Raw genomic sequence first — 22,331 nt, 5'->3', positions numbered from 1 at the left:
GAGAAAAAATAAAGCATGAGTAAAATTAAAAAGATTTATTGCATTCATCACAGTCACTTTGACTTAGGCTATACGCATCCTCAAGAATTAATATTGGAACATCAAGAAGACTATATTTCTCAAGCAATTGAGTTATGTGAAAAGTATAAAGAGGAAGAACATCCTTTTCGGTGGACGATAGAAGCAACTTTGCCATTAGTAAATTGGCTAGCAGATGCAACAATAAAAGAAATTAATCAAGTAAAACAATTGGTTAAGAACAATTTGCTTTCGATTACTGCATTGCCTATGCATACAACCCCACTCAATGATGCCTTTCAATTAAAAAAATTGCTGGAATATAAAAAAGTGGTGGAAGACAAACTGGATTGTAAAATTACTACTGCGATCAATCATGACATTAATGGACAGGCGTGGTCTTTTGCGGATATATTACTGGATTCGGGTGTAGACTTTTATTTGACGGGAGAAAACATTCACTTTGGAGGAATTCCGTTTTCGAGACCGAAAGAATTCTATTGGGAAGCACCAAGTGGAAGAAAATTACTTAGTTTTTTAGGAGAACATTACTCTCTTTTTAGTCAATTTATGGAAACTGATAAACGAGACGTTTCTCTTATGAAGAGTGGACTCGAAAAATATATCGATCACCTTGATAAAAAAAACTACCAAAAGGATTTTGTTATTTTAACCGCAACAAATCCACCACTATTAGACAACAATTCACCCGACTTTGGTCTATTTGATCTAATAACTGAATTTAATAAAACGGTAGAAGAGTATCAAATTGAATTTATTACACCGGAGATGCTCAAGAAATTCTTATCAAGAACTGATGAAATTGAATCTGTAAAAGGTGATTGGACAGACTTCTGGAATTTTGGGGCAGGAAGCACACCATATGAAGTCAAATATAGTAAAGTAGCAAATCAAAATATTAAAAAAGCTAATTTGTTTGAGGCTTTTTCTAATAAGGTGACCAATCATTATCAACGAGTAAAAAAATCCGCATTATTGAATGCGCTGATCTACAATGAACATACTTGGGGTGCTGCGAATTCAGTGACAGATTCTTTTTCGTTGCAAGCTGTTATCGGCAAAAATAAAAAAGCTGGTTATTGTTTTGATGCTTTATCTCAAAGTGCATACATTCTCAATAAAATAGTTGACCAATACCACCATGTAGAGGACCAAAACGAGGAAATCAAATTTATCACGGCGACAAATACATCCTCCCATGTACAAGTTCAAGAAGCTAAAATACCTCAATATTTACTAGATAATACACCATACCTATCCTCTTTCAAATCAAATATCTATTTACATGGTGAAAAGGAATCGGAATATTTGTATGGTCCTTCACTGAAATTAGCACCGTATGAAACGATTGCGATTCCAGTGGATGAATTTAAGAAAAAAAGCTTAAAGAAAGAAATGGTTATTTCAACAGCTGAATATCAAACAAATCACTATAAACTGGTTGTTGATGGAAAAACCGGCTCAATTAAAAGCTTGTTCTCTAAAGATCTCAAAGAAGAGTTAGTTGACTCTAGCAAATATGGATTTTTCGATCTTGTTGTAGAAACAATTGATGAGACGAAAAACAAAGCAGAAAGAGCAACATTTTTCCCACGAGACATTGAGTTGGCAAACTATTCAATCAGTGTATGGAACCACCAGTGGGAGGGGAAGAGAGCATCTTTTATTGGAAAGACACAAACCTTTGCTTATCAATCAGATGGGAAACTTGTTGTAGAAACAATCCAAGATGGAGCACATCCAAGCATATCTTGGGTGAAAAGAAAAATAACGCTTAACGATTTTGATGGAACTGTTAAAATAAGCATGCGTATCAAGAGAAATTCTTATAGTGAACCAGTAGCGCATTATTTAACAATTCCTACGACACTACAAAAGAATTGGCAAGCTGTGTTTGAATCAGCAGATACTTTATATGAATTAGATGATGAACAATTAGGTGCTGTGAGCAAAGATTGGGTAACAATTGGTAATAGTGCAGCCTTTTATGATAAAAATAAAGGATTATACTTTGCGAGTTCAGATGCCCCATTAATGCAAGTGAATGGATTTTCTTTTGGAAGAGAAAGCAAGAGTATTGATAGAACGACTCATCCGCTATTCTTGTCTTGGTTGTATAACAATTACTGGGATACTAATTTTTCTGCCACAGATGATAATGAAATCGAACATGATTTTATAATCAAACCATTTACTAAATATATCAAAACAGAACAAATAGAATTAGGGGATGCTGCAAGTAATCCGATAGAATATTCTTGGTCGTCTACAGACGAGATTCCTCAACTACCATTGGAAGTCGACTGTACAAATGTAAGTATTCTGTCAGTTGAAAAGACATCAGAAGATTCTATCCAATTATTTATCAAAAATTATTCCAATCAATTGGGTAGTTTGGCGTTGTCTAATGTAACGAATAAGGTCAGTGAAATCTTTAAAACTGATTTAGCAGGCGAAGTGACTGAAAAAATTGATCTTTCAGAGACAGTTAATTTAGACGTTGCTCCAAACAGTTTTGGTTATTTTGAAATTAAAATAAAAAACTAATTAAACACCCTTTCAAAAAAGGTAGTTCTGCCATTTACCCGCAGACCTATCTTTTTTGTTTCGACGAGATAAGAAAGTTTTCCTTTAGACGGGGGAATTCTTTCTTGAAACATTTCCTAAATGGCGAAAAATCAGTATAATAGGAGAGTGTCGAATAAAAATCAAAGGACTGTGATTCATGGATAACCAGTTGACAACAGAACTAAAAGAAAAGTTCGGCATCGTTTTTCACGATGTCAATTTATTGGAACAAGCCTTTACCCATTCATCTTATGTGAATGAGCATCGTCATTTGCAATTGTCAGATAACGAACGTTTAGAATTTTTAGGCGACGCAGTATTGGAATTATTGGTTTCGCAATATCTTTATCGCGAATTGCCGCTGCCGGAAGGAAAGTTGACAAAATTACGGGCAGCCATCGTTCGGGAAGAAAGTTTGTCGCAATTTGCGCGGGAATGCAATTTTGATTCGTATATCAAATTAGGCAAGGGAGAAGAAATTTCCGGTGGGCGCACACGTCCTTCCTTGTTATGTGATCTATTTGAATCTTTTCTAGGTGCATTGTACTTGGATCAAGATTTGGAAACCGTAAAAAAATTCCTGGAAGTCGTAGTTTTTCCTAAAGTTCAAGCAGGTGCTTTTTCACATGAGATGGATTACAAAACGCGGTTGCAAGAAGTTCTTCAAAAATCAGGGGATGTCGTGATTGATTATCGTTTAATCAAAGAAGATGGTCCTGCTCACGAACGAATTTTTGGGACAGAAGTTTATTGTGACGGGAAATTAATTGGTCAAGGCCAAGGAAAATCAAAGAAATTAGCGGAACAAGATGCTGCAGCAAATGCTCTGGCACATCTTGGGTAAGGAAAGGAGCAGGAAGCTTTCGTGTATTTAAAGCGAATTGAAATTGCCGGATTCAAATCTTTTGCGGATCGAACAGCCATTGATTTTGAAAATAGTGTTACAGCCGTCGTCGGTCCGAATGGTAGCGGAAAAAGCAATATCACGGAAGCGATTCGCTGGGTTTTAGGAGAGCAATCTGCTAAAAGTTTACGGGGAGGAAAAATGCCGGATATTATTTTTGCCGGCTCCGATTCCCGTAAGCCGCTGAATTTTGCGGAAGTGACTGTCATTTTAGATAATAGTGATCACTATTTGCCGATGGATTATACGGAGATCAGCGTGACCCGCCGATTACGTCGAACGGGAGAAAGTGATTTTTTTATCAACAAACAAAGCTGCCGATTAAAGGATATCCAAGATTTATTTATGGATTCAGGATTGGGCAAGGAATCCTTTTCGATTATTTCACAAGGAAAGGTCGAAGCAATTTTCAGCAGCAAACCAGAGGATCGGCGGGGAATTTTTGAAGAAGCCGCCGGAGTCTTGAAATATAAGCAACGAAAGAAAAAAGCGGAACAGAAGTTGTTTGAAACCGAAGACAATCTTAGTCGGGTGCAAGACATCATCTATGAGCTGGAAGAACAACTGGCACCGTTGGCAGAACAAAGCCGCTCAGCCAAGGAATTTCTGCGTTTAAAAGCAGCACTGACGAAGGTAGATGTTGCCTTTACGGTAACAGAAATCAAGGAAAGCAAGGCAGACTGGGAGCAGGCAACTGAGGCGCTGGCAACAGTGGATCAAGAGCTTGACCATCTTGCCGCTGTTTTGAAAACGGGGGAAGAACAGGTTCAAGTACAGCGACGGAAACGGACACAATTGGACGAATGGTTAGAGGAAGCCAATCAGCAGTTACTGCATTTAACCGAAGCATTAAAACAAGCAGAGGGACAGCGGGAAGTTCTCCTTGAACGGTCAAAGCATACACAAAAGAGTTCACAGGAATACCAAACCGCTTTGGCGGAAAATCAAGAGCGCTTTGACCAACTGTCTGAAAGCAAGACGACCTTAATCCATCAGATGTCGGAAAAAAATCGGGAATTTCAGTTACTAGAAGAACAAACGTTGCAGATGCAAACGGAATTTGAGAAGTATCAGAAATCGACGAAGGAAGTCATCGAAGAATTACGCGGGCAGTATGTAGAAAAAATGCAGGAACATGCGAATGTCGGTAATGAATTGAAGCATTTAGAACGACAATATTTGCAAGAAACTGCGAAAAATCAGCAGGCGGTAAAAAAACAAGAACAACTGACGGCAACAATCGAAGAATTCCGTCAACAACAGCAACAAACACAGACCGCATTGCAGTCGGCGAAACAAACCCTGAAGGAGCAGCGCAGTCGATACCTTCAACTACAGGAAGCTGCTAAACAGTCCCAACAGCAATTTGCTGAGGAACAAAAAAAGATGTATCAGCTGATGAGCCAGTTACAACAGGCACGGGGGAAACAAAAGAGCCTGCAGGAGATTCAGGAAAGTTATGCAGGCTTTTATCAAGGCGTTCGCTACGTTCTGAAACATAAAGAACAACTTACTGGAATCGTGGGGGCGGTCGCGGAATTGATTGAGGTACCCACTGCGTATACCACAGCCATCGAAACGGCACTGGGTGGTGCGGCACAGCATATCGTTGTTGAAAAAGAAGCGGATGCCCGTAACGGAATCACGTTTTTAAAACAGCAACGAGGGGGTCGAGCGACCTTTTTACCGATGACGACGATTCAATCTCGTAAAGTTTCTGCGGCAGTGGAAAATCAAGCTGCCAGTGTCGCCGGTTATCTGGGGGTTGCCAGTGACTTGGTGCAGGTGTCGGATGAATTGCGAAAAATCTGCGAAAATTTGTTGGGGAGTGTACTGATTGCCGAAGATTTAGCCAGTGCAAATGCTTTGGCAAGAGCTGTTCATTATCGCTATCGGGTGGTGTCTTTGGAAGGAGACGTCATGAATGCCGGCGGGTCGATGACCGGGGGAACCAATAAAAAAGGGCAGAGCAGTTTATTTACCCAAACTAACGAATTGCAGCTTTTGATCGAGCAGGTCGCTAGTTTTGAACAACGACTGCAAACGACAGAAAAACAAGTGCAGCGTTTTGAAAAAAAAGCCAAGGAAAACCAAACTCAGGTGGAAGTTTTGCGGACGACAGGTGAAACGGCCCGTCTGAAGGAACAAGAACTGGAAAATCAAGTCCAAAACGTGACCCATGAATTGGCACGACTGGAAAAAGAACAAGCGGCATTTGCGTTTGAAAATCGTGAAATCCAGCTCTTTTTAGCCGAATATGAGGAACAAAAGACTGATTATCTGCAACGGCAAAAAGAAGTAGAAGCACAGCGCGAAGCCATCAATCAAGAAATCCAGCAGCTTAGTGCGCAAGAAGATCTGATTGAAGAAAAACGATTGGAAACCAGTCAAAAATTAGCCAAACTACGTGCTGAAATGGCAGTTGCTAAAGAACAGATTGCTCATCTTCGCCAACAGTTGGAAAGCAACGAGGAACGTCTTGGGGAAACCGAACAGCGGGAGAAAGTCTTAAAAAGTCAACTGCAAGCCTTGACGATGGATGTTTCCAGTCATGAAGTGACGGAAGAATCGCTGGACAAACAAGTCCAATCACTTCGAGAAAAAAGGGACGAAATTCAAACAGAACTGACGCAACGGCAACAAGACCGGCGATTGATTCAAGTGAAAATCAGCGAGACAGACGAAGAAATTAGTCAACAACATCAACTGCAAAAGCAACTTTTGTCACAAAAAACGCAGGCGGAAGTGAAGAAAAGCCGTTCCGATGTTTTATTGGACAATCTGCTGCATTATTTACAAGAGGAATACAGTTTGACCTTTGAAGCTGCAGCTGCTGCCTATCCAAGCTATTCTTTAGCGGAAAAAGCAAGCATCAAACAGGACATTAAACAATTAAAACAGGAAATCGAAGGGTTGGGACCAGTCAATCTCAACGCCATTGAGCAGTATCAGCAGGTTGCCGAACGTCATGAATTTTTGACCAGTCAGCGGGACGATCTTGTAGCGGCAAAGGATCAATTGTTTGATACGATGTCGGAAATGGATGAGGAAGTTAAAATCCGCTTTGCAGAGGTTTTTGCTGGTATTCGTCAAAAGTTCAAGGAAGTTTTTCCCAATATGTTTGGCGGCGGTCGGGCAGAGCTGTTGTTGACCGATCCGACTGATTTGTTGAATACCGGTATTGAGATTGAAGCTCAGCCTCCAGGGAAAAAATTGCAGAATCTAAGTCTGCTTTCCGGTGGCGAACGAGCGTTGACGGCAATTGCTTTGCTGTTTTCAATTATTCAGGTACGTCCAGTTCCGTTTTGTGTCTTGGATGAAGTGGAAGCGGCACTGGATGAGGCCAATGTCAATCGGTTTGGTCGCTACCTCAGTGAGTTTCAAAATGACACGCAGTTTATCGTGGTAACTCACCGTAAAGGAACGATGGAAGCTGCAAATGTGTTGTACGGAGTGACGATGCAAGAGTCTGGGGTTTCCCGGATCGTTTCGGTTCGGTTGGAAGAAGTCAATGAAGGCGGAAAAATCCAGCAAAAGGGAGTAAGTTAATTGATTAAATTGATCGCTATCGATTTAGATGGCACTTTATTGAATAATGAGAAAAAAATATCGGAAAAAAATCGGCGAATCTTGGCCCAAGCTAAAGCGCGGGGAATCAAAGTCGTGATTTGTACCGGACGGCCATTGCGGGCGATTCGTCCTTATTTGGAAGAATTGAATTTAAAGGATGCCGGAGATTACAGCATCACCTTTAACGGCGGGCTTGTCCAAAAAAATGATACCGGTGAAGTAATGGAAAAAGCGGCACTGCAACTAGCGGATGTGCAGCATTTAATCACTTTAGCAGAAAAATTGGATCTGTCTTTGGATGTGTTGTCGGATGAAATCGTCTTGAATTTACCGACATCCACAAACCATCCATCGATTTACGGTTCACTGAATCCGTTGTTGGATTGTCGTCCGTGTGAAATCGCCGATTTAACGGAAAATCGACTGTATAACAAAGCAGTCATTGCCTATCACCAAGAATTTTTAGATGAACAGATCAAAAAAATTCCGGCAGCTTTTCGGGAAGCCTATGAAATCATCAAAACCCGAAACAATTTGTTGGAATTCATGCCAAAGGGAATCACCAAAGCCTATGGAATTGCTTTGTTGGCAAAAGATTTGGGCATTCAACAAGCCGAAGTAATGGCGATTGGGGATGAAGAAAATGACTTGCCGATGATCCAGTATGCCGGCATCGGAGTGGCGATGGATAATGCGGTGCCAATCGTGAAAGAAGCGGCAACAATCGTCACAGCTTCCAACGAAGCCGACGGAGTTGCTTTAGCTATTGAAAATTATGTACTGAATAAAGCAGAAGAAATTTTATCCTAAAATAGGAGGGGTCTCATGGGATTTTTTGACAAGATCAAAAAAGCTTTTACCGGCGAAACGACAGAATCGGTGGAAGAGCAAGATGCGGTTCAGGAAAAATACGACAAAGGACTGGAAAAAAGCCGAAAAACCTTTGGCGAACGAATGAATGAACTGTTTGCCAATTTTCGGACAGTCGATGAGGATTTTTTTGAAGAATTAGAAGAGACGTTGATTGGTGCGGATGTCGGTTTTGAGACAGCCATCAAAATCAGCGAATCATTGCGGCAAGAAGTCAAGCTGCGGAATGCTAAGAAACCGGGAGAAATCCAAAATGCAATCATTGAAAAACTGGTTGATTTATATGAAGCAGAAGGTGTGAATGAAGTAAACGACCTGAATCTGCAGCCAGAAGGATTGACGGTCATGCTGTTTGTTGGTGTCAATGGCGTAGGGAAAACGACCAGCATCGGGAAATTGGCCCATCAATACAAGCAGGAAGGCAAAAAAGTGTTGCTGGCAGCAGCCGATACGTTTCGTGCCGGTGCGATCGATCAGCTGGTGGTCTGGGGAGAACGGGCCGATGTAGAAGTTGTCCGTGGAAAAGCCGGCGGTGATCCGGCAGCCGTTGTTTTTGACGCAATCAAAAAAGCTCAGGCACAGCAGGCGGATGTTTTGCTGGTAGATACAGCGGGACGTTTGCAAAACAAAATCAATCTGATGAATGAACTAGAAAAAATCAAACGGGTGATCCAACGGGAAATTCCGGAAGCCCCCCATGAAGTTTTGCTGGTGTTAGACGCCACCACGGGACAAAATGCGATGGTTCAAGCAAAGCAGTTTAAAGAAACCACCGATGTTACTGGACTGGTTTTGACTAAATTGGACGGAACCGCAAAAGGCGGCATCGTGTTGGCGATTCGTAATGAATTGCATCTGCCGGTCAAATTAGTTGGTCTGGGAGAAGGAATCGACGATTTAGAACCTTTTGATCCCAATGAATTTGTCGTTGGGCTGTTTAAAGGATTGTTGCAAGACGAATAAGCAGGACACTTTCTTTTCCAAGACGATTTTTCGTTGTTTGGAGAAGGAGGTGTTTTTTCATACCATTGCTTTTTCTATCAAAACACTGGGTTGCTCCTTTTTATTTTATGGTAGAATGGGAACAACTTAGATAAAAAAATCTTGAGCAATTCCGTTTTGTTTCTCGTTTTTTTCCTCTATACTGTGAGGGAATGTTCCCTTTGCACAGAAAAAATGAGCAGCGGTGAGCAAAAGAAGTCAGCGAAGGATGCAAATATATGAATTATCAACAACTATTAAAAAATGAATTCGTCCAACCCTACCTGCTTCAAGCACGGTTTGGTGTAGAAAAGGAAAGTCAGCGAATCGATCTAGAGGGAAATTTGGCAACGACCGACCATCCGCAAATCTTGGGTAATCGTTCGTATCATCCGTATATCCAAACTGATTTTGCTGAAACACAAATGGAGCTGATTACTCCGGTCGCTACGTCTTCCAGCGAATTGATGCGCTGGTTGGCAGCAATCCATGATGTCGCCTATCGTTCTATGTCTGAGATGCTTTGGCCTTTGAGTATGCCGCCAGCATTGCCGGAAAAAGAAGAAGCAATTATTTTGGCAAAACTGGATGCTTTTGAAGACGTGTTGTATCGCCGATATCTGGCAAAAGAATATGGTCGGCGCAAGCAAATGGTCAGCGGCATCCACTTCAATTTTGAATTTGCCGAAAAGCTGATTATGGCGCTTTTTGACCAGCAGACAGAAATCAGCGAATGTGAAGCGTTTAAGACGGAGTTGTATTTACGGGTAACCCGTAATTATTTGCGTTATCGTTGGCTGATTACTTATTTATACGGCGCATCGCCGGTAAGTGAAGCCCGTTATTTCCTAAAGGATGGTCCCAAAGAACCTGTTCGCAGTATTCGCAGCAGTGAGTATGGGTATACCAATCATGAGAATGTACAAGTTTCTTACAGTAGTTTGCCGACCTATTTAGAAAATATCGCGCAAATGGTGGAAGAAGGCAAACTTTCGGAGGAAAAAGAATTTTATGCACCGGTTCGTTTGCGTGGGGGAAAAAAAGTTGCCGATTTGAAAGAGACCGGTATTCGCTATATTGAATTGCGAAACATCGACCTAAATCCCTTTGCCCCTTATGGAATCGACCAGGAGCAGGTAGATTTTCTACACATTTTTATGCTTTTCATGTTGTGGAAGGAAGAAGAAAAAACTGCCGATGAATGGGTTGCAGAAGGCAATGAAAGAAATAATCGCGTCGCATTGGAACATCCCGCTTCGGCGACTGAATATTTGGCAGAAGGGCAACAGATTCTTTCTGAGATGAAACAAATGGCAGCGGCACTGCATTTACCGTTGAAGGCTGATTTTTTCCAATTTATGGAGGAAGCCCTGCAAGACCCTAGTCAAACACTGGCGGCAGCTTTGTACCATGCCAGCCAAGAAACATCACAAACGGCAGTAGCCACCGCTTTAGCAAAGCAAAACCATGAAAATGCCTGGAAAAAACCTTATCAGCTGGCAGGATTTCGACAAATGGAATTGTCTACACAAATTTTTATGTTTGATGGGATTCAAAAGGGAGTTCTCGTGGAAGTTTTAGACGAACAGGATCAATTTTTGAAGTTGCAGTTTGCCGAGCATGTGGAATATGTCAAAAATGCCAATATGACTAGCAAGGATCGCTATGTCGTTCCATTGATGATGGCTAATAAAACGGTGACGAAAAAAGTGTTGGCACAAGCCGGTTTTCGAGTGCCGGAGGGAGAAGAGTTCACGGAGAAGCAAGAAGCTTTGCGGGCCTATCCCCGTTTTGCCAAGCAAGGGATCGTAGTGAAGCCAAAATCGACGAATTACGGTTTGGGAATTTCGATTTTCAAAGACGGAGTCAGTGAAGAAGATTATGAGACGGCGGTTGCGATTGCTTTTGCGGAAGACCGCGCAATTTTAGTGGAGGAATTTTTGCCGGGAACAGAGTATCGTTTCTTTGTTTTAGATGGCAAAGTTCAGGGAATTATGCTGCGGGTACCCGCCAATATTGTGGGGAACGGTAAGCAAACCATCGCGGAATTGGTGGCAGAAAAAAATCGGGATCCATTGCGGGGGACGAATCACCGGGCACCGCTGGAATTAATCAAATTAGGAGAAGTCGAGAAGCTGATGTTAAAAGCGCAAGGCTACACCCCAGAGAGCATACCGGAAAAAGAGGTCGTGGTCTATCTGCGGGAAAACTCCAATGTTTCTACGGGTGGAGATTCCATCGATGTCACCGACGAATTTTCTAACGATTACAAACAAATCGCTGTAGCCGCCGTCAACGCACTGGGGGCGAAAATCAGCGGTATCGACCTAGTGATCCCAGATAAAACCCGTCCGGCAAATGAAAAGCAGGCTTACGGAATTATCGAAGCCAACTTTAATCCGGCGATGCATATGCACGTGTATCCTTATGCCGGTAAAGGACAACGGTTAACGCTGAAGGTTCTGAATTTTCTCTTTCCAGAAATAAATTAAAAAAAATCCTTTGTTAGGCGCCATTTCCAACCGGCGACTGACAAAGGATTTTTTTAAAATTCAAAACTTTTGATTTCAATGGTTTGCTTGGTTTCTTCCACTTCCAGACCAGTCAAGGATTCCCACCACTGCTTCATTTCTTTTTCATAAGTAGTTGGAAAATCATTGACGATCGCCAATAGACTTTTATGATTCAGCTGGGCGTAAGAAAAATTCAAAGCAAGGTTGTATTTCAGCTCCGTCAACAAGCTGTAATATTGAAACATCAGGTAATTCATTTCTTCCGGGTCTTCTTCTTGCAAAACTTTTGGTGCGCGGTCAAGCATGAAACCGAAGCTGCGCATCATGAAAGTAATTCCGTCCAAATGCTCTGAATCGATAGTAGAAACGTCTTTCAAAATATCAATGTGAGTATCAAGCGCTTTCAACAATTCTTCTTTTAAAACCGTATAGCTGGGCATACAAATTCCTCCTGACATTAGTGAAACAATTTTTTCCAAAAACTTTCTTTGTCGGGGTCTTCCGGCTCCGTTTCCTTCACGGGTTCTTCTGGGTATTTTTTCTCCACATCGATCTCTGGTTCATTGACCGCTTCTTTGGCGGTGAGCAGTAAACCGAAAGAGTCGGGCTTGTTGTCCACGTCATTGACGATCGTAAACTTGGCTTGATGTTTGGTTGCTAATTGGATGTATTCTCCTTGTAGAGTAGCCGGGAGTTGTCCATTTAAAAGAATCGTGACATCTTGGTGTTTGTCCAATTCAAGCACCAATTTTTCTTGGTTTGTTTTCTTTTTCATTTCGGCGATGGTCATGCTAAGGTAGCAGCGTTCACGAAAAGTTCCCATGTATTTGTGCTGTTCTTCGGGTTTGACTAAAGGTGCGCCATACCGTCCCTTATCTAAATGCTGTTGCAACTGATCTTCAGCCATTTTCTTCCCCCTCTCATTCAGATACTTTATTATACCATGATTTCCATCGGAGTTTAATGACAGAAATAAGGGATGAGACGTGAGTTTTTTTCTGCTTTCAGTATAATGAAAGAAAAAGCCAAGAAGGAGATTTTCTTTTATGCAGCTATTTATCAACGGCAAAATTTATCAAGAAGAAGGTTTTGTTTCAGCGATGATGGTGGGAAACGGGAAAGTGATCTGGCTGGGAAATCAGCCGGAAGCTGCGGCAGATGAAGTAATTGATCTGCAAGGAAAAACGGTTTTACCGAGTTTTTGGGATATCCACACGCACCCCCTTTGGCTCAGTGAAACCTTAAACGGGGTAGCATGCACACCGCCGAATGTGACTAGTATCAAGGCAATGATCGCTGCCTTAAAAGAGGCTTCCCCCAATCAAAGTGGCTGGATTGAAGGCTGGGGATATGACGAATCAAAATTAGCCGAAGGACGTACGCCAACTCGCCACGATTTGGATCAAGTCTCCTTGACACAGCCGGTCTATGTGATGCGTTCTGACTGCCATTCTTGTGTCGTCAATTCTGCAGCATTGCAGTTGGCGGGAATCACACAGGAAACACCGGAGCCGATTGGAGGCAAGATTGGGCGGTTTGCAGACGGCACGCCCAATGGGGTCATGATTGAAAATGGTGCTAGTCAATTGATCAAAAAAGTCAAAAATCAGGAGACGTTTGAGGCGGCAGTTGCTCGTACCTTACAGTTGGGCAGCCATTACCGGCAGCGGGGAATTGGTGTGATTTCCGATATGATCAGTTTACGCCAGCCGTTTGATTACGGTGAGATTTATAGTGAGGCGTGTCGTCAAGGCCTGCCACAAACAGTTTATTTGTATTATTCCTGGGATGAGGTGAAAAACGGAAACCTGCCGCAAGCTACCCATCCTCAGGTTCATGTGGCAGGAATCAAACTTTTTATGGACGGCACGATTTCCAACCAAACTGCCCATATGAAGGAACCCTTTAAAAATTCAGAAACGACTGGTTTTACCATCAACACGAAGGAAGATTTACTTACTGCCTATGATTTTGCCAAAGCCAATCATTGCCAAATTGCGATTCATGCGATGGGAGATGCTTCTCTTCAGTTGATTTTAGATACGTTAGGAAAAAAAGAACCTTGGCTTGCGATTCCTTCCGTTCGAATTGAACATGCCACGCTATTATCCGATGAACTATTGGCAGCATTTGCCAACGCAAAAATGAATTTTGCCTTTGTCACACAAATTATTTTTTTGTATGCAGAATATGCGTCTTATTCTCAAAACTTAGACACCAAACGGTTGGAGGAAACGTATCGGTTAAAGAGTATGAAAAAAAGCGGCATTCCAACCGCACTTTCTTCCGATGCTCCGGCAACTGCATGGCTGGCGCCGGATGATGTATTGACGAGTTTAACTGCGGCAGTGACCCGCAAAGGAGCAAAGGGTGAAGACTTAAATCAGGAGGAGCGTCTCTCTTTACGAGAAGCTCTGGGACTTTATACAACGGCTGCGGCAGCAATTGTTCCGACAACGGCCACTGGACAGCTGACAGTCGGACAATCGGCGGATTTCATTGTCTTATCCGAAGATATTTTTGAAGAAGCGGCGGAAAAATGGCCGGCTCTAACAGTCGAAGCATTGTATTTACAAGGAAAGCAGGTGTGAAAATTTATGGAACAAGAAGAAAATAGGGCATTGGTTTTTGCAGAGCATCAGGAAATAGTGACACCACGTCTGCGCCTGCGTCCAGTAACATTGGCAGATGCCCAAGACATGTTTGCCTATGCCGGTGACGAAGAAACCACTCGTTTTGTTTTTTTGGCCCACCAAACGCTTGTAGACACGAGAAAAGCCATTGCTACGTATTTTATGGCGGCTCCTTTTGGCAAATATGGCATTGAAGAACCTGGTTCGGGAAAATTGATTGGGACGATTGATCTGCGGGTCCAAAAAAGTGCCGCCGAACTTGGCTATGTACTGAACAAAACCTATTGGGGAAAAGGCTACGTGCCGGAAGCGGCGCAAGTATTGTTGAAATTAGGCTTTGAAGAAATGAATCTGGCACGGATTTTTGCTTTGCGGGATGTTCGGAATCAGGCGTCCAAGCGGGTGATGGAAAAAATTGGGATGAAGCAAGAAGGAGTCCTTGCCTCTGCCGGAATCCGTAAAGGGGAAATTCTGGATGTGGCGATTCACGCCATCACCCACGAGCGTTGGATGCAACAAGCCATCGTTTAACAGAAGTTTTCTAAATTTTTATTTGTGAAAAAGCAAAGGAGGAAGCGTATGATTTTACATTTAAGCAAAGAAGTTCAGAAAAAACTGACTGATAAAAAACAAGCCGGTGATCGGCTCTTTCTTGATTTTGAAGATGGAGAAGGACCGTTTGCCGCAACGGCTATCACTTGTCGTTTGGATGTCAGCTTTCGTTTTTTACTGGTGGCGCAAGGACACAGCAGTGATACGGCCATCTATGACGAACGATTGACGACTGAGATTGGGGAAATTTATTTTAAGCATTCCGCAGAAAAATATTTGGAACCAGAAGTCGAAGCTGTTTTTAATTCTGCCTATGGAACGATTCAGCTTAAAGGAAAAAGTGGTGTATTGGCAGATAATGTTCCGATCATTTCCGTCGATCAGAAGTTTGCAGGCTGAAAAATGGGAAAACTTGCCGTAATCAGTGACCTGCATGTAGATATCAATCGCCTGACCACCGAAGATTTGGAAAAAATTGCTGGGGTCCTGCAGGCTGCTCAAACCACTCGGGTACATTTTGCCGGCGATACCGCCAATCACATTCATGCGGCATTGGCCGTATTTGATTTTTTTCAACAACACTGGCAGACGACCTTTAATTGGGGCAATCATGAAATGGCAGATCTCTCAGAAAGCGGGATCGAAGAATTTGACGATGCACGCTTTTTGAATTTTCGAACACTGCCTCTTTCTGAAAATACTGTTCTTTTAGGGATGAATGGCTGGTACGATTACCAGTATGCAACAAATTTGGACCCACAAAAGATTTTGCGAATGAAGCGATTGTATTGGTATGACCGTATGATTCAGCGAAAAGCCAGCGATCCTGAGATTACGCAACAAATCATCACGCAATTGCGACAATCCTTGGATCAGTTGTCTCAACAAAAGAAACAAATTATTTTGGCGACTCATTTTGTGCCGCGACGGGAATTTATCGTTTATCAAACCAATCCTAGTTTTTCACGGTGGAATGCCCTGAATGCTTTTCTGGGTTCAGAAGCTATCGGGGAAGTTTTGGACCACTATCCAAATGTAAAACAAGTGATTTTTGGGCATACTCATCGGCGTTTTGCCGACAAAACGATTAATGGGATTGAATACAGTTGTCGTCCCTTTGGCTATTTCTATGAATGGCAGCTGACCCGACAGTTTATGTCGGAATACCAGTTGATTGATCAGATAAATCCCTTGAAATTTCGCGGGATTATTCGACAAAACCAGCCGCTTTTTGATGCATACAAAGAACAACATCTGGTAGAAGAAATTCAGCAGGCAATCACCTTTGTCCCCTACTAAAAAAGGCGTGAAAATCCGCAGATTTTCACGCCTTTTTCTAGCTAAATTTTATAAGAAGAGTGCTTTATAAAATAGAATTGCAACGATGCTGGCTAAAATCGGCGCAACAACGGGTACCCATGAATAGCTCCATTGGGAATCGCCTTTATTTTTCAAAGGCAGTAAAGCGTGAACCAAACGAGGACCGAAGTCACGAGCTGGGTTCAATCCGGGGCCAGTTGGTCCACCTAAGGAAGCAACCAGTGTCCAAACCAAGAAACCTAAAGCAAAGTGGGCTGTTCCCAAATTGTCTTGGAAGAAAGGTGCTTTCGTGATTCCGATGGCACCAAGAAACAAAATAAATGAACCAACAAATTCATTAACGAATCCGTTGAGTTTTGAACCAACACTATTGATTGTCGAGAAAGTTCCCAAAATGTGTTGAGGATTTTCTGTTTGATCGTAATACGGTTTGTAGCAGGCAACAATAATTAATTGACCAACAATGGCACCAAGTAATTGTGCGATGATATAAGGAACAACTTCTGCCCAAGGGAACATACCGGCTACGGCTAAACCAATCGAAAAAGCGGGATTGATGTGGTTTCCACTGATCGAACCGAACATCATAGCTGGAATCATAACCCCACAGCCATACCCTACAGCAATCAGCATCCAGTCACTGCCATATCCTTTTGTGCCTTTCAAGTCTACGTTTGCTACTGCACCATTTCCTAACATAATTAACAGAGCAGTTCCGACAAATTCCGCTGCCAGACGAGTCATTAATGAATAATCCAAAATATACTTCCTCCTAATATTTTTTGTCAGTGATGCAGAGCAATGCAATCAGTGCAAATAGAAAAAATCAAATGATCGCTCGGAAAACACCAAACATTACTATGTAACCAAAATTTCTGAAAATTTTCAAGTAGAAATACATTAAAATTGCAAATTGTTTTTTGTGAAGGGAAAAGGTATAGTGGGAACAAAGAAAAAAGGAGGAAAAAAAGATGACATTTGAAGAAATTTTACCCCAACTAAAAAAGGGAGCAAAAATCATCCGGGAAGGCTGGGGTGGTTTTGAATTATACGTGACATTCGTTGCCGGGGATGAATTTGAAGGACATCCAGTAACACCGTATCTATTGATTAAAACCTCAGATGAAGGTTTTTCAAGTTTTGCACCGACAGTTTGTGACATTTTAGCAGAGGATTGGAAGATCGTGACCCCATGAAGCCAAACGAATTTACCGGAAAAGTCGTTTTCGTAACGGGAGCAGCTTCAGGCATTGGTTTGGCACAGGCAAAAGCTTTTCTAACTGCCGGAGGAATCATTTTTGGTGTGGATAAAAAACCACTGGGAGCCGAATTAAAGGAAGAATTCCCCGCCACCTCGTTTTTTCTAATGGGTGATCTTGAAGAAGCCGAATTTTGCCGACAAGCTGTTGCGCAATGTCTGGAAAAATTTGGTCGGATTGATATCTTACTGAATACCGCCGGCGTCTTGGACGATTACCGTCCGCTGATGGAAACCGACGAAACACTATGGCGTCATATTTTAGGAACAAACCTGGATAGCATGTTCCATTTAACAAAAGCCGTTTTGCCGACGATGCTTGCCCGAAAAAATGGGACGATCATTAACATGGCTTCTATTGCCAGTCTTGTGGCTGGTGGTGGCGGAATTGCCTACACAACCTCTAAACATGCGATTGCCGGATTTACCAAGCAATTAGCGCTGGATTACGCAGCCAGCGGTATTCACGTCGCTGCAATCGCTCCTGGTGCAATTCAAACACCGATGAATGCAGCGGATTTTGCCGGTGAAGGAAAGATGGCCAAATGGGTCGCCGACGAAACACCAGTCAAACGCTGGGCACAGCCGGAAGAGGTTGCCAATCTAACCTTATTTTTGGCTAGTGAACAGGCTAGCTACCTTCAGGGAAATATCCTGCCGATCGATGGCGGCTGGCTGTTAAAATAAAAGAAGAAAAAAACAGCGAAGCCAATCTTTTTTGACAATCTGCTCTTGCCAGATGCGGTTTTTTGATTAAGATAAAAGATAGCGGAAATTTCCGCACTGCGGCACTTCAATCCTTTGGTCGCAGTTATTACCAAGTCATTGACTTGTAAAGGAGTGTCGAAAAATGAATAATCATGAAGTACGTTCAGCTTCCCGCTGGACCACGAAAGAAACTGCTAAGATGGCGCTGGTTGCCAGTTTATATGTGGTAGTCACGGTTTTTCTGGCAGTCATCAGTTTTGGTGCTGTACAAATTCGCTTATCAGAAATGTTTAACTATCTGGCGTTGTATAATAAGCGGTACATTTGGGCAGTAACCGTTGGCGTGGCAATCGCCAACATCGCTTCACCCAATGGATTGATCGATGTCGTGGTAGGGAGTGTCTGCACGCTTTTTGTGCTGTTGTTTAATCAATGGCTGACAAAGCGGATGAAATCAATGAAAAATAAAATGGTGGTCACAGCGCTGGTTTTTGCTGTCTCTATGTTTACCGTTGCCGGTCAGTTGACTATTTTATACCAAGCACCATTTTTCTATAATTGGCTGATCATCGGTTTAGGGGAATTGGTCTCCATGACGATTGGCGGGGTCATCATTCATTTTATCGGCAAACGAATCGACTTAACGAAATAAAATGTCACAGCTCATTTCGATTGAAGGATGAGCTGTTTTTTGTTGTCTGAAAAAGAAAAGACGACTACAATGATGGAAAAAGTAAAAGAGGGATGTTTGTTGTTCACGGAAAAAAGTTTTGCAGTTTTTACTATTGACGGGTTGGAGCCAAGAATGGCTGCTATTCGTGCAGAAATCCAACCGGTTTTTCATTCATTACAGGCTGAATTTCAGCCGATAATCGAGGAACGGATTCAAAAAGAGCTGTTTCTTCATATTGCCCAGCATCGCCGCCGAAGCGTGTACCCACCGGAAAGTACCTTGTCAGCGTTGAGTCAAAAAAAGCGGGGCTATAAAATGGAGCCCCATTTCCAATTAGGCATTTGTGAAGAGTATGTTTTCATGTGGCTGTCCTTGATTGATCAGCCACCGCAAAAAAGTGAAATGGCGGAAAAAATGTTGACGCATCATGAGCTGTTTGAAGAACTGCCAAAAGATAGCATCCTTAGCCCAAACCATATGGAAAATGCTGTGCTGCCGCTGGAAAGTACAACCTTGGAAAAAACCTTACGGCGCTTGCGGGATGTGAAAAAAGGGGAATTTCAAGTAGGGCGTGTGCTTCTAAAAGACAGTGAGCTGTGGCAACATCCGGAAGAAGCCAAGGCTTATATGCTAGAGAGTTATCTTGCTTTAGTCCCTCTGTACAATTTGTTAATGCAGGTGTGAAAAGGTTTTGATTGTAGTGTTTATAGGATTTTGATAGAATAAGAAGCAGGAGTTGCTAATGCACTTCAAAAAGTTATTTTCAATCAGGAGGAAAGTTACATGAATAAAGCAGATTTAATCGCAGCAGTAGCAGAAAAATCCGGATTAACGAAAAAAGACGCGACCGCCGCTGTAGGAGCTGTTCTTGAAACAGTTGAAACTTCTTTAAAAAACGGTGAAAGTGTTCAAATCATGGGATTTGGAACGTTTGAAGTACGTGACCGTGCCGCAAGAAAAGGCCGTAATCCACAAACTGGGGAAGAAATCACCATTCCAGCTTCAAAAAATCCAGCTTTCAAACCAGGCAAACAATTAAAAGAATCAGTGAACTAAAAACAAAAACCTGAAACCTAGCGGACGAAAAAACGTCTTTGGTTTCAGGTTTTTTTATTTATTCAAACGAAGCAAATAGCTGCTTAAACGGTTGTGGATCATGATGCCGATTCCCCCGGCTGCTACAGCTTTGATCACTCCCGGCAGTAAGAAAGGTACCATTCCGGCATTAAATGCTCCCAGCCAATTCATTTCTGTACTGAGCTTTAACCAGAGGGTACCAAAAAGCAGAGTGACGAAAGCCCCAAGAATATTTCCCAAGAAGCCCCCAAGGTAGGAATAGTGCATTTTTTCCACGAGCCATCCTGTCAGCAAACCGTTAAAAATAAAGCCAATCAAAAACCCTCCCGTGGGTCCAAACAGCACACCGATTCCGGCAGTTCCTCCCGCAAAAACCGGCAAGCCCAAAAGTCCCAATAGTAAATAAATCAACACTGCCCAGGTTCCGTTTTTTGCGCCTAAAATTGTCACGGTCAACCCCACAGCAAATGTTTGCAGGGTCATGGGAATCAGACCGAATGGAATTGTTATTGGCGATAATGCTGCGATAATGCCCGCAAAAATTGCGGCAGTGAGTTGTTCCCGTAAAGTGAATTGCATAAGTAATCCTTCTTTCGTTAACTTTTATTTTTTAGTTAGTTGACGTTCGTTAACGAAATTATATTATTTGGTTTACGAAATGTAAAGTTTTTTTCGTGTTTTTTGTAAAAATCGGTAAAAGGCTTTTTTTCTTTTGGATGCTTTGGTTAAGAAATTTTTGAAGATGTACCAAGGGAAAACCAAAAGCGTTGTTCTCGGCTGTACCCACTATCCGTTTTTAGCGCCGGAAATCAAACAGTATTTTTCTGATGAAGTGATAATCCACAGGGGGTATCAAGAAGTGGGGAGTCATCTGGAAATTATTTTACGGGAGAGTAATCAGCACCAGAAGACCCTATCATTTTTGGTCTGACGGCTTTCTTGCTATACTTTTAGTAAGAGATGGAGCAGAAAGGGGTGGGGAAGTTGCTTTTGCTGTATCGTTTGCTTTTGTTTGTCAATACGGGGATCAGCGGTTTTTTCTTATTTGATTCCTCAATAAAAATGGCGCAACCGTCAACCTTTAGTGAAAGAGCGTATCAGATTCAAATCTTGTTGCTGGTGGTGATGCTCTGCTTGTTTGTGGCAGGTACAATCATGAAAAAAGCACTTTCCTCCCGGGTCCTTTGGGGGATCGCCTATGTGGTGCTTTCCTTTTGGACGACGGAGATTATTTTTCACTGGTGGCATTATCCGGAATTTTGGCAATCTTCGTTGGTCCAGACAGTATTTTTTATTGCTGAGGTGCTGGTTTTTGCGGTTCTATGTAAAAATGATTTTGAAAAAAATTTTTTGTTGTAACCGTTGAGAACTTTATGTAAAGATGCCGTTTTGGCAGTGTCTGGTCAAAGAGACCAAACACTAAAAAAATTAAGCCGTTTGTATTTGTTGCAAGACTTTACGGGAAATTGGTCCGACGATAAGTAATTGTAGCGGCAGTGCAACAATGACATTCATTTTCCAGGCGGTCAAGTATTGGCTGAAAAGCTGTTCGTTGAGTCCGTTTTCCATTAAAATTCCGAATAAAGACATACAAGTGACCATGCCTAAAATCATCAAGGTAGAAATCGTCAGGATTAAAATCAGCTTTTTTTCAGGATTAATCGGTAAAGAAAAAGCGATTTTTTTCGCCAGTCCACCGACAACGAAAACATCCAAAATAAAAGCGACGATAAAACCGGGAATCAAGCCGATAAGTAGCTCCGTTAGTGTCAATGAATCATGCAGCCAAAGATTATAGATACTCATTCCTAAAACCATGAGAAAGCACATCATCGTGGTAAAAATAATTCCTTCTTTTTTGTTTGTTGGCAAGTAAATTCCTCCTTCAATTTTTGTTGCGAAGGTTAGCCTAACATATTTTAGCGTTTCTCGTAAGTTTTTTTTGAAAAAATGCGATGAAAATTTTCTGTTTTTTATTTCAAGATAAAAAAAGAGCAGCCTCGAGAGGTTGCTCTTTTTTGAAAAGACGCTTATCTGTTGTAGAATTCAACGACAAGGGCTTCATCGATGTCTGGGTACATTTCGTCGCGTTCTGGTAAACGAGTCAATGAACCTTCTAATTTTTCATCATCAAAGCTGATAAACGCTGGACGTCCAACGATTGCTTCAACAGCATCTTTGATTGTTGAGATATTTTTTGATTTTTCACGAACGGAGATCACTTGACCCACTTCAACGTGGTATGAAGGGATATCCACACGTTTGCCATCAACTAAGATATGACCATGGTTGACTAATTGACGTGCTTGACGACGAGTTGTTGCAAGACCTAGACGGTAAACAATATTGTCTAAACGTTGTTCTAGGTAGATCATGAAGTTAACACCATGTTTTCCTTCTTTGACCTTGCTTGCTTTAACGAACAAGTTGTTGAATTGGCGTTCGTTCATTCCGTACATATGACGAAGTTTTTGTTTTTCAGCTAATTGCAAGCCGTATTCAGATTTTTTGCCACGGCTGTTTGGTCCGTGTTGACCTGGTGCGTAAGGGCGACGTGCTAGTTCTTTACCAGTTCCTGACAAAGAGATACCTAGACGACGGGATATTTTCCATGATGGTCCAGTATAACGAGACATTAAAGATTCCTCCAATAAAATAGTTTTGG

Annotated in this window: 22 protein-coding genes; 16 read left to right on the top strand and 6 right to left on the bottom strand. The window is 42.1% G+C overall.

What is annotated here, in order from left to right:
* Positions 1-15: 15 nt before the first annotated feature.
* The 6 genes from BN1875_RS09110 to gshAB all read left to right on the top strand — a co-directional run bounded on the left by BN1875_RS09110 (position 16) and on the right by gshAB (position 11,424).
* Positions 16-2,586: a glycoside hydrolase family 38 N-terminal domain-containing protein gene (locus tag BN1875_RS09110; RefSeq protein ID WP_048604537.1), complete on the top strand. Its 2,571-nt coding sequence runs from the start codon at positions 16-18 to the stop codon at positions 2,584-2,586.
* Between the two features lie 178 nt (positions 2,587-2,764).
* Positions 2,765-3,451 (top strand): ribonuclease III, encoded by a 687-nt coding sequence (gene rnc, locus BN1875_RS09105; RefSeq protein WP_048604536.1) that lies wholly within the window; start codon positions 2,765-2,767, stop codon positions 3,449-3,451.
* Positions 3,452-3,472: 21 nt separating this feature from the next.
* Positions 3,473-7,060 carry a chromosome segregation protein SMC gene (smc, locus tag BN1875_RS09100; protein WP_048604535.1) on the top strand — a complete coding sequence of 1,196 codons (3,588 nt, stop codon included), beginning with the start codon at positions 3,473-3,475 and terminating at the stop codon, positions 7,058-7,060.
* On the top strand, positions 7,061-7,891 hold the full coding sequence (locus BN1875_RS09095) for a Cof-type HAD-IIB family hydrolase (protein WP_048604534.1): 831 nt from the start codon (positions 7,061-7,063) through the stop codon (positions 7,889-7,891). It abuts the gene before it with no gap.
* 15 nt (positions 7,892-7,906) lie between these two features.
* Positions 7,907-8,914, top strand: a complete 1,008-nt coding sequence (gene ftsY / locus BN1875_RS09090; RefSeq protein WP_048604533.1) for a signal recognition particle-docking protein FtsY — start codon at positions 7,907-7,909, stop codon at positions 8,912-8,914.
* A 257-nt stretch (positions 8,915-9,171) separates the two neighbouring features.
* Complete coding sequence (gene gshAB / locus BN1875_RS09085) at positions 9,172-11,424, top strand: bifunctional glutamate--cysteine ligase GshA/glutathione synthetase GshB (protein WP_048604532.1); 2,253 nt, start codon at positions 9,172-9,174, stop codon at positions 11,422-11,424.
* A 53-nt stretch (positions 11,425-11,477) separates the two neighbouring features.
* On the opposite strand, the gene BN1875_RS09080 is transcribed toward gshAB, so the two are convergent.
* The gene (locus tag BN1875_RS09080; protein ID WP_048604531.1) at positions 11,478-11,885 is read right to left on the bottom strand and encodes a hypothetical protein; all 408 of its coding nucleotides are present in this window, start codon (positions 11,883-11,885) and stop codon (positions 11,478-11,480) included.
* Positions 11,886-11,902: 17 nt separating this feature from the next.
* Positions 11,903-12,352, bottom strand: coding sequence for a YueI family protein (locus BN1875_RS09075; protein ID WP_048604530.1), 450 nt, complete (start codon positions 12,350-12,352; stop codon positions 11,903-11,905).
* 139 nt (positions 12,353-12,491) lie between these two features.
* Here BN1875_RS09075 and BN1875_RS09070 point away from each other — a divergent pair, with 139 nt between their 5' ends.
* Genes BN1875_RS09070 through BN1875_RS09055 form a run of 4 tightly spaced genes read left to right on the top strand, consistent with a single transcriptional unit; the run spans position 12,492 to position 15,929 of the window.
* The gene (locus BN1875_RS09070) at positions 12,492-14,036 is read left to right on the top strand and encodes an amidohydrolase (protein ID WP_048604529.1); all 1,545 of its coding nucleotides are present in this window, start codon (positions 12,492-12,494) and stop codon (positions 14,034-14,036) included.
* Between the two features lie 6 nt (positions 14,037-14,042).
* Positions 14,043-14,609, top strand: a complete 567-nt coding sequence (locus BN1875_RS09065; RefSeq protein WP_048604528.1) for a GNAT family N-acetyltransferase — start codon at positions 14,043-14,045, stop codon at positions 14,607-14,609.
* Between the two features lie 48 nt (positions 14,610-14,657).
* Entirely contained in the window at positions 14,658-15,029 is a 372-nt protein-coding gene (locus BN1875_RS09060) for an iron-sulfur cluster biosynthesis family protein (RefSeq protein ID WP_048604527.1), read from the top strand.
* 3 nt (positions 15,030-15,032) lie between these two features.
* Positions 15,033-15,929 carry a metallophosphoesterase gene (locus BN1875_RS09055; protein WP_048604526.1) on the top strand — a complete coding sequence of 299 codons (897 nt, stop codon included), beginning with the start codon at positions 15,033-15,035 and terminating at the stop codon, positions 15,927-15,929.
* Between the two features lie 48 nt (positions 15,930-15,977).
* Here BN1875_RS09055 and BN1875_RS09050 read toward each other — a convergent pair whose 3' ends face one another.
* Entirely contained in the window at positions 15,978-16,709 is a 732-nt protein-coding gene (locus BN1875_RS09050; protein WP_048604525.1) for an MIP/aquaporin family protein, read from the bottom strand.
* A 212-nt stretch (positions 16,710-16,921) separates the two neighbouring features.
* On the opposite strand from BN1875_RS09050, the gene BN1875_RS09045 reads away from it, so the two are divergent.
* The 5 genes from BN1875_RS09045 to BN1875_RS09025 all read left to right on the top strand — a co-directional run bounded on the left by BN1875_RS09045 (position 16,922) and on the right by BN1875_RS09025 (position 19,645).
* Positions 16,922-17,146, top strand: a complete 225-nt coding sequence (locus BN1875_RS09045; RefSeq protein WP_048604524.1) for a DUF2829 domain-containing protein — start codon at positions 16,922-16,924, stop codon at positions 17,144-17,146.
* Complete coding sequence (locus BN1875_RS09040; RefSeq protein WP_390622595.1) at positions 17,125-17,895, top strand: 3-oxoacyl-ACP reductase; 771 nt, start codon at positions 17,125-17,127, stop codon at positions 17,893-17,895. The genes BN1875_RS09045 and BN1875_RS09040 overlap by 22 nt, the downstream gene beginning before the upstream one ends.
* A 163-nt stretch (positions 17,896-18,058) precedes the next feature.
* Complete coding sequence (locus BN1875_RS09035) at positions 18,059-18,568, top strand: QueT transporter family protein (protein WP_048604522.1); 510 nt, start codon at positions 18,059-18,061, stop codon at positions 18,566-18,568.
* Positions 18,569-18,667: 99 nt separating this feature from the next.
* Entirely contained in the window at positions 18,668-19,273 is a 606-nt protein-coding gene (locus tag BN1875_RS09030; protein ID WP_048605314.1) for a DUF1054 domain-containing protein, read from the top strand.
* 99 nt (positions 19,274-19,372) lie between these two features.
* Entirely contained in the window at positions 19,373-19,645 is a 273-nt protein-coding gene (locus BN1875_RS09025; RefSeq protein WP_048604521.1) for an HU family DNA-binding protein, read from the top strand.
* A 54-nt stretch (positions 19,646-19,699) separates the two neighbouring features.
* Here the strand turns inward: BN1875_RS09025 and BN1875_RS09020 are convergent, their stop codons facing one another.
* On the bottom strand, positions 19,700-20,245 hold the full coding sequence (locus tag BN1875_RS09020) for a biotin transporter BioY (RefSeq protein WP_048604520.1): 546 nt from the start codon (positions 20,243-20,245) through the stop codon (positions 19,700-19,702).
* A 396-nt stretch (positions 20,246-20,641) separates the two neighbouring features.
* Here BN1875_RS09020 and BN1875_RS09010 point away from each other — a divergent pair, with 396 nt between their 5' ends.
* On the top strand, positions 20,642-21,025 hold the full coding sequence (locus tag BN1875_RS09010; RefSeq protein ID WP_048604518.1) for a hypothetical protein: 384 nt from the start codon (positions 20,642-20,644) through the stop codon (positions 21,023-21,025).
* A gap of 69 nt (positions 21,026-21,094) precedes the next feature.
* Here the strand turns inward: BN1875_RS09010 and BN1875_RS09005 are convergent, their stop codons facing one another.
* Together BN1875_RS09005 and rpsD are read right to left on the bottom strand one after the other, a co-directional pair.
* Entirely contained in the window at positions 21,095-21,538 is a 444-nt protein-coding gene (locus BN1875_RS09005; RefSeq protein WP_048604517.1) for a DUF2798 domain-containing protein, read from the bottom strand.
* Between the two features lie 158 nt (positions 21,539-21,696).
* Positions 21,697-22,302 (bottom strand): 30S ribosomal protein S4, encoded by a 606-nt coding sequence (gene rpsD, locus BN1875_RS09000; RefSeq protein ID WP_048604516.1) that lies wholly within the window; start codon positions 22,300-22,302, stop codon positions 21,697-21,699.
* Positions 22,303-22,331: the final 29 nt, after the last annotated feature.

The organism is Enterococcus massiliensis (assembly GCF_001050095.1).
Lineage (GTDB): Bacteria > Bacillota > Bacilli > Lactobacillales > Enterococcaceae > Enterococcus_C > Enterococcus_C songbeiensis.
Note: the sequence above shows the minus strand (reverse complement) of the source record. Positions and strands in the feature narration are given on the sequence as shown.

Excerpts from the sequence above, each read along its gene's own strand:
- BN1875_RS09020 (WP_048604520.1), bottom strand. The coding sequence starts at position 20,245 with ATGCAATTCACTTTACGGGAACAACTCACTGCCGCAATTTTTGCGGGC.
- BN1875_RS09055 (WP_048604526.1), top strand. The coding sequence starts at position 15,033 with ATGGGAAAACTTGCCGTAATCAGTGACCTGCATGTAGATATCAATCGC.
- ftsY (WP_048604533.1), top strand. The coding sequence starts at position 7,907 with ATGGGATTTTTTGACAAGATCAAAAAAGCTTTTACCGGCGAAACGACA.
- BN1875_RS09080 (WP_048604531.1), bottom strand. The coding sequence starts at position 11,885 with ATGCCCAGCTATACGGTTTTAAAAGAAGAATTGTTGAAAGCGCTTGAT.
- BN1875_RS09070 (WP_048604529.1), top strand. The coding sequence starts at position 12,492 with ATGCAGCTATTTATCAACGGCAAAATTTATCAAGAAGAAGGTTTTGTT.
- BN1875_RS09035 (WP_048604522.1), top strand. The coding sequence starts at position 18,059 with ATGAATAATCATGAAGTACGTTCAGCTTCCCGCTGGACCACGAAAGAA.
- rnc (WP_048604536.1), top strand. The coding sequence starts at position 2,765 with ATGGATAACCAGTTGACAACAGAACTAAAAGAAAAGTTCGGCATCGTT.
- rpsD (WP_048604516.1), bottom strand. The coding sequence starts at position 22,302 with ATGTCTCGTTATACTGGACCATCATGGAAAATATCCCGTCGTCTAGGT.
- BN1875_RS09025 (WP_048604521.1), top strand. The coding sequence starts at position 19,373 with ATGAATAAAGCAGATTTAATCGCAGCAGTAGCAGAAAAATCCGGATTA.
- BN1875_RS09065 (WP_048604528.1), top strand. The coding sequence starts at position 14,043 with ATGGAACAAGAAGAAAATAGGGCATTGGTTTTTGCAGAGCATCAGGAA.
- BN1875_RS09075 (WP_048604530.1), bottom strand. The coding sequence starts at position 12,352 with ATGGCTGAAGATCAGTTGCAACAGCATTTAGATAAGGGACGGTATGGC.
- gshAB (WP_048604532.1), top strand. The coding sequence starts at position 9,172 with ATGAATTATCAACAACTATTAAAAAATGAATTCGTCCAACCCTACCTG.
- BN1875_RS09060 (WP_048604527.1), top strand. The coding sequence starts at position 14,658 with ATGATTTTACATTTAAGCAAAGAAGTTCAGAAAAAACTGACTGATAAA.
- BN1875_RS09045 (WP_048604524.1), top strand. The coding sequence starts at position 16,922 with ATGACATTTGAAGAAATTTTACCCCAACTAAAAAAGGGAGCAAAAATC.
- BN1875_RS09110 (WP_048604537.1), top strand. The coding sequence starts at position 16 with ATGAGTAAAATTAAAAAGATTTATTGCATTCATCACAGTCACTTTGAC.